The 4,749-nt window shown below is 75.4% G+C and carries 5 protein-coding genes; 4 read left to right on the top strand and 1 reads right to left on the bottom strand.

The window, feature by feature from the left end; translation table 11 throughout:
* The first annotated feature begins 127 nt into the window (after positions 1-127).
* The 3 genes from ACFV0Q_RS38455 to ACFV0Q_RS38465 all read left to right on the top strand — a co-directional run bounded on the left by ACFV0Q_RS38455 (position 128) and on the right by ACFV0Q_RS38465 (position 2,660).
* A complete protein-coding gene (locus tag ACFV0Q_RS38455) occupies positions 128-1,174 on the top strand; it encodes a hypothetical protein (RefSeq protein ID WP_385012337.1) in 1,047 nt (348 codons plus the stop codon).
* Between the two features lie 129 nt (positions 1,175-1,303).
* On the top strand, positions 1,304-1,909 hold the full coding sequence (locus ACFV0Q_RS38460) for a helix-turn-helix domain-containing protein (RefSeq protein WP_385012338.1): 606 nt from the start codon (positions 1,304-1,306) through the stop codon (positions 1,907-1,909).
* Between the two features lie 4 nt (positions 1,910-1,913).
* A complete protein-coding gene (locus tag ACFV0Q_RS38465; protein ID WP_385012340.1) occupies positions 1,914-2,660 on the top strand; it encodes a helical backbone metal receptor in 747 nt (248 codons plus the stop codon).
* Here the strand turns inward: ACFV0Q_RS38465 and ACFV0Q_RS38470 are convergent.
* Positions 2,629-3,759, bottom strand: coding sequence for a TDT family transporter (locus tag ACFV0Q_RS38470; RefSeq protein WP_385012341.1), 1,131 nt, complete (start codon positions 3,757-3,759; stop codon positions 2,629-2,631). The genes ACFV0Q_RS38465 and ACFV0Q_RS38470 overlap by 32 nt on opposite strands.
* A 70-nt stretch (positions 3,760-3,829) precedes the next feature.
* On the opposite strand from ACFV0Q_RS38470, the gene ACFV0Q_RS38475 reads away from it, so the two are divergent.
* Positions 3,830-4,747: a LysR family transcriptional regulator gene (locus ACFV0Q_RS38475; RefSeq protein ID WP_385012343.1), complete on the top strand. Its 918-nt coding sequence runs from the start codon at positions 3,830-3,832 to the stop codon at positions 4,745-4,747.
* Positions 4,748-4,749: the final 2 nt, after the last annotated feature.

The raw sequence follows: 4,749 nt of genomic DNA on the forward strand, positions 1-4,749 counted from the left end.
AGAAAAAAACGACCAAAGTAATCCCGGGACGAGGCTGTTCAATTAATTTGATTACCTCGTAGGACAGGAGAAGGCCGGGCAGCGGCCCGCCGGGCTGCCCGCGTGGGCCACCGGGGGAGCGTTCCAGGTGGTCCGCCGTCTGGCGCAGGACGTGCCCGGCTGGTGGGAGCAGGCCGGGCAGCGGCTCGCGGAGCTGAAGAAGGCCGGGGCCGCGCCGCCCGACGCGACCGCGACATGGGTCGCGGCCCGGCTGGTCGGACGCTGGCCCGGCGGCACCCCCATCGCGGGCTGCCCGCTCGCCGAGGAGCCGGGCCCCATCGGCGCGGACCCGGACGCCGCCCTGGTGTACGGCAAGGACCCGGAGGGCTGGCACACCCCGCTGTTCGCCCACATCCGCAAGGGCAACCCGCGCGACGGCCTCGTCCTCAGCCCCGGCCGGCCCCCGCTCGCCGCGTCCGAGCTGGACGGGCGCCGCATCATCCGGCGCGGCATCCCCTTCGGGCCCGCCTACGACCCGGCGCAGGAGGGCGGCGAGCGGGGCCGGGACACCCCGCGCGGGCTGCTGTTCATCGGCTACCAGGCCGATCTGGTCCAGCAGTTCGAGTTCCTCGCCAAGCGGTGGATCAACGAGCCGGACTTCCCGCCCGGGCGCAACCCGCGCGTCGGCGCCGACCCGGTGCTCGGACCGGACTCCCCGGTGACCTTCGAGACCGAGTCGGACGGCGGCAGCCGCGCCACCACGCTCCGCTTCGGCCGGTTCGTGCGCACCGAAGGTGCCCTGTACGCGTTCACGCCCTCGCTGCCCACCCTGCGCGCCCTGTCCGACGGCACCCTCGACGACGCCGTCGAGGTCCACCCCGGCACCGTGCTGCGCGTGGGCGACGTCCTCGACGCCGGCGCCGCCCGGCTGACCCTCGGCGCCGACGGGAACCTCGTGGTGCTCGACCCCTCCGGGGGCCACCGGTGGAGCTCCGGCACCGCGGGCACCGGGCACGACGCCCTGTTCGGCCGCGACGGTGAGCTGACGGTGCGCACCGAGGGCGGCGCCACGGTCTGGAAGAGCGGCACCGCCGGGCACCCCGGCGCCCGGCTGCTGGTCCGGCCGTCCGGTGACGTGGTGATCCAGGACGGCGACCGTGTGCTGTGGCGGGCCTCCGGAGGCGACACAGGGTGACCGGAAGGCCACGGAGGACCACCGGGAAGCGGCCCGGTGGTCCTTTGGGCGCGAATCCGGGGGCGGTTGCTGCGTAAGGTGCTTACAGCACACCGATGTGCGACGAGGACAGGGGAGGGCAGCCCCGAGATGAACGGCAAGGAAGACGGCAACGACAAGGAGAAGGACTCCAAAGAACCGCTGCGGGTGGGCGTGGCCGTGCGCAAACGGCGCCGGGCGCTCCACCTGACCCTCGCCGCGGTGTCGGCGCGCAGCGGTCTGTCCGTCCCCTTCCTGAGCCAGATAGAGAACGAACGGGCCCGGCCCAGCATGCGTTCCCTGGAGCGGGTCGCCGACGCCCTGGAGACCACCGCGGTCGAGCTGCTGGCCGCCTCCGACACCGCGCGCACGGTGGACCTCGTACGGGCCGGTGACGAGTCCGGGCTGACGCCGGTGGCGGGCGTGCGTCCCCTCGTACGCGGACACCACCAGCTGCACGCGCTGGAGTTCACCGGGGACCAGGACGCCGGCCGCGAGTACGAGCACCGCAACGACGAGCTGATGTACGTGGTCTCCGGTGCCTGCCAGGTGGAGGCCGAGGGGCGGGCGTACCGGCTGGAGAGCGGGGACGCGCTGTTCCTCTCCGGCGGGGTGCGGCACCGCTGGCGGGCCGTCAGCGAGGACACCCGGCTGCTCGTCGTCGCCGTCGGCGACCACATCCACGCCACCTCCGAGCCGCCCTCGCCGGGGCGCTGAGCCGGTGCGCGTCGTCTCGCTCGTGCCGTCCCTGACCGAGGCGGTGGCCGTGTCCGCGCCCGGACTGCTCGTGGGGGTGACGGACTGGTGCACCCACCCGGCGGACCTGGGCGGCGCGGTGCGGATCGGGGGGACGAAGAACCCCGACGTACGGGCGGTCGTGGAGCTGCGCCCGGACCTGGTGATCGCCAACGAGGAGGAGAACCGGGCCCCGGACCTCGACGCGCTGCGCGCGGCCGGGGTGGAGGTGCTGGTCACCGAGATCCGGGACCTGCCGCAGGCGCTGGCCGAGCTGGAGCGGGTACTGGTGGGGGCGCTGGGGCTGGAGCGGCCCGAGTGGCTGTCGCGGGCCGGGGCCGCCTGGGCGGCGGTGGAGCCGGTCGGGGCGCTCACGGCGTTCGTGCCGGTGTGGCGGCGGCCCTGGATGGTGCTGGGCCGGGACACCTTCGCCGGGGACCTGCTCGCCCGGCTGGGGGTACGCAACGCCTACGCCGGGCACGCGGAGCGGTACCCGAAGGTGCCGGCGGCCGAGCTGGCGGGGAGCGGCTGCGATCTGGTGGTGCTCCCGGACGAGCCGTACCGCTTCACCGCCGACGACGGCCCCGAGGCCTTCCCGGGCCTGCCCGCGGCCCTGGTCAGCGGCCGCCACCTGACCTGGTACGGGCCTTCGCTGGCGCAGGCTCCGGCGGTCCTGGCGGCGGCGCTGCGGACCGCGCTCGTTAGCGGGGTGCGGCCAGGAGGCGGCCGGTGAAGAGGCCGCGCAGGGTGTGGGCCGCGGCGAGGAGCCAGGCGGTGAGCAGGCCGGCGAAGAGGGCGGCGGCCAGCCAGGCGAAGGCGTCCAGCCCGGTGTGGCGGGCCAGGCCGGCGGCGCCGGTGACGCAGGTGCCGACGGGGAAGGTCAGCGCCCACCAGGTCATCGCGAAGGGCATCCCGGCGCGGGCGGCCCGGACCAGCATCGCCGCCGCGAGGGCCAGCCACAGCAGGGCGAAGCCCATCACGGGGACCCCGTAGACGACGGCGAAGGCGCCGAGCGCACCCGCGTAGGGGGCGTCGATGGCGTGGGGGGCCACGTCCGCGAGCTGGTTGACGGCGGTGGTGGACTGGCCGAGGGGGCCGAGCACCAGGAACAGGGCCGGGGTCATCGCCAGGGGCAGGGGGCCGGTGACGATCAGCCGGCCGAAGATCAGGGGGAGCAGCAGCAGGGTGGCCAGCAGGCTGACGCCGAACAGGGCGTAGCAGGCCAGCAGCAGCGCCTCGCGGGGCTGGCCGGCGGGCAGGTGGGGCACCAGCAGGGGGCCCAGCGCGGCGGAGACCATGGGGGCGACCACGGGCAGCAGCCAGACGGGGCTGGCCTGGGCGGCCTCGACCTTGTGCCGGACCACCATCAGGTAGGGCACCACGACCGCCATGACCAGGCCGATCGCGGTACCGGCGGTGAACAGCACGGCGTCGGCTGCGACGGCCGCGGGCTCGCCGATCAGGTCCTTGCCGACGATCAGGGTGCCGCCGCCGACGGCCAGCAGGGCCATCGAGAGGCAGCCGTAGAAGGGGGCCACGGCGGGGTCGAGGAGGTGCGCGCGGGCCTGGTCGCGGTGGTGCAGCCAGTGTCCGGCGCGGGCGGTGAGCAGGACGGCGAGGGCCACGGCGGACAGTGCCCAGACGGCCTGGCAGGCCGCGCGCTGACCGGGAACCTGGTACGGGAGGGTCGCGCCGGCGTTGGCGACGATGGCCGTGCCCATGACGGAGGCGTACCAGTTGGGGCCGAGGTGGCGCAGCGCGGGGGCCTTGTGGGTCCGGGGTGCGGGCGTGGTGTCGGCGGCGGTGCGGGGTATCGCGAGGGTGGTGGCCATGGATCCAGCCTCGTGCCGGGTGCGGCGGGACGGCAGAGGCCATCTCCCTATGAGGCCATAAACTGATGTTATGGGTAATGAGGAGTGGGTTCCGCTCGCGCACCGCGTGCCGGATCTGGGTGCGCTGGAGCTGCTGCTCGCGGTGGCGCGGGTCGGCAGCCTGAGCGGCGCGGCGCGGCACCTCGGCATCACGCAGCCCGCGGCGAGCAGCCGGATCCGCGCGATGGAGACCCGGCTCGGGGTCGCCCTGGTCGACCGTTCGCCGCGCGGTTCGACGCTGACCGCCGAGGGTGCGCTCGTCACGGACTGGGCCCGGCGGGTGGTGGAGGCGGCGGAGGCCTTCGACGCGGGGGCGCAGGCACTACGGGGCCGGCGGGATTCGCGGCTGCGGGTGGCGGCCAGCATGACCATCGCCGAGTACCTGCTGCCCGGGTGGCTGATCGCCCTGCGCGGGGACCGGCCCGGGACGGCGGTCTCCCTGTACGCCGGGAACTCGGCGGACGTCGCCCAGCGGGTCCTCGTGCACGACGCCGACCTCGGCTTCGTGGAGGGGCTGTCGGTGCCGGAGGGGCTGGACTGCGCCGTCATCGCGCAGGACCGCCTGGTGGTGGCGGTGGCCCCGACGCACCCGTGGGCGCGGCGGACCCGGGCGGTGGAGGCGGCCGAACTGGCGCGGACGCCGCTGATCCTGCGGGAGCGGGGGTCGGGGACGCGGCAGGTCCTGGACGCGGCGCTGGCGGGGAGCGGGGGGCTGGCGGAGCCGCTGCTGGAACTGGCGTCGACCACGGCCGTGAAGGGGGCCGCGGTGAGCGGGGCGGGGCCCTGCGTGCTGTCGGAGCTCGCGCTGGGGGACGAGCTGGCGGGGCGCCGGCTGGTGGAGGTCCCGGTGACGGGCGCGGAGCTGGGGCGGGCGCTGCGTGCCGTCTGGCCGACGGGCTCCCGGCCGGCGGGTCCGGCGCGGGACTTGCTGTCCCTGACCCGCCACTAGCC

The organism is Streptomyces sp. NPDC059564 (assembly GCF_042735575.1).
In the GTDB taxonomy this organism is placed as follows: domain Bacteria; phylum Actinomycetota; class Actinomycetes; order Streptomycetales; family Streptomycetaceae; genus Streptomyces.

What these genes read in the sequence shown, in the direction of transcription:
- ACFV0Q_RS38460 (WP_385012338.1), top strand. Translation starts at nt 1,304, where the DNA reads ATGAACGGCAAGGAAGACGGCAACGACAAGGAGAAGGACTCCAAAGAA.
- ACFV0Q_RS38470 (WP_385012341.1), bottom strand. Translation starts at nt 3,759, where the DNA reads ATGGCCACCACCCTCGCGATACCCCGCACCGCCGCCGACACCACGCCC.
- ACFV0Q_RS38475 (WP_385012343.1), top strand. Translation starts at nt 3,830, where the DNA reads ATGGGTAATGAGGAGTGGGTTCCGCTCGCGCACCGCGTGCCGGATCTG.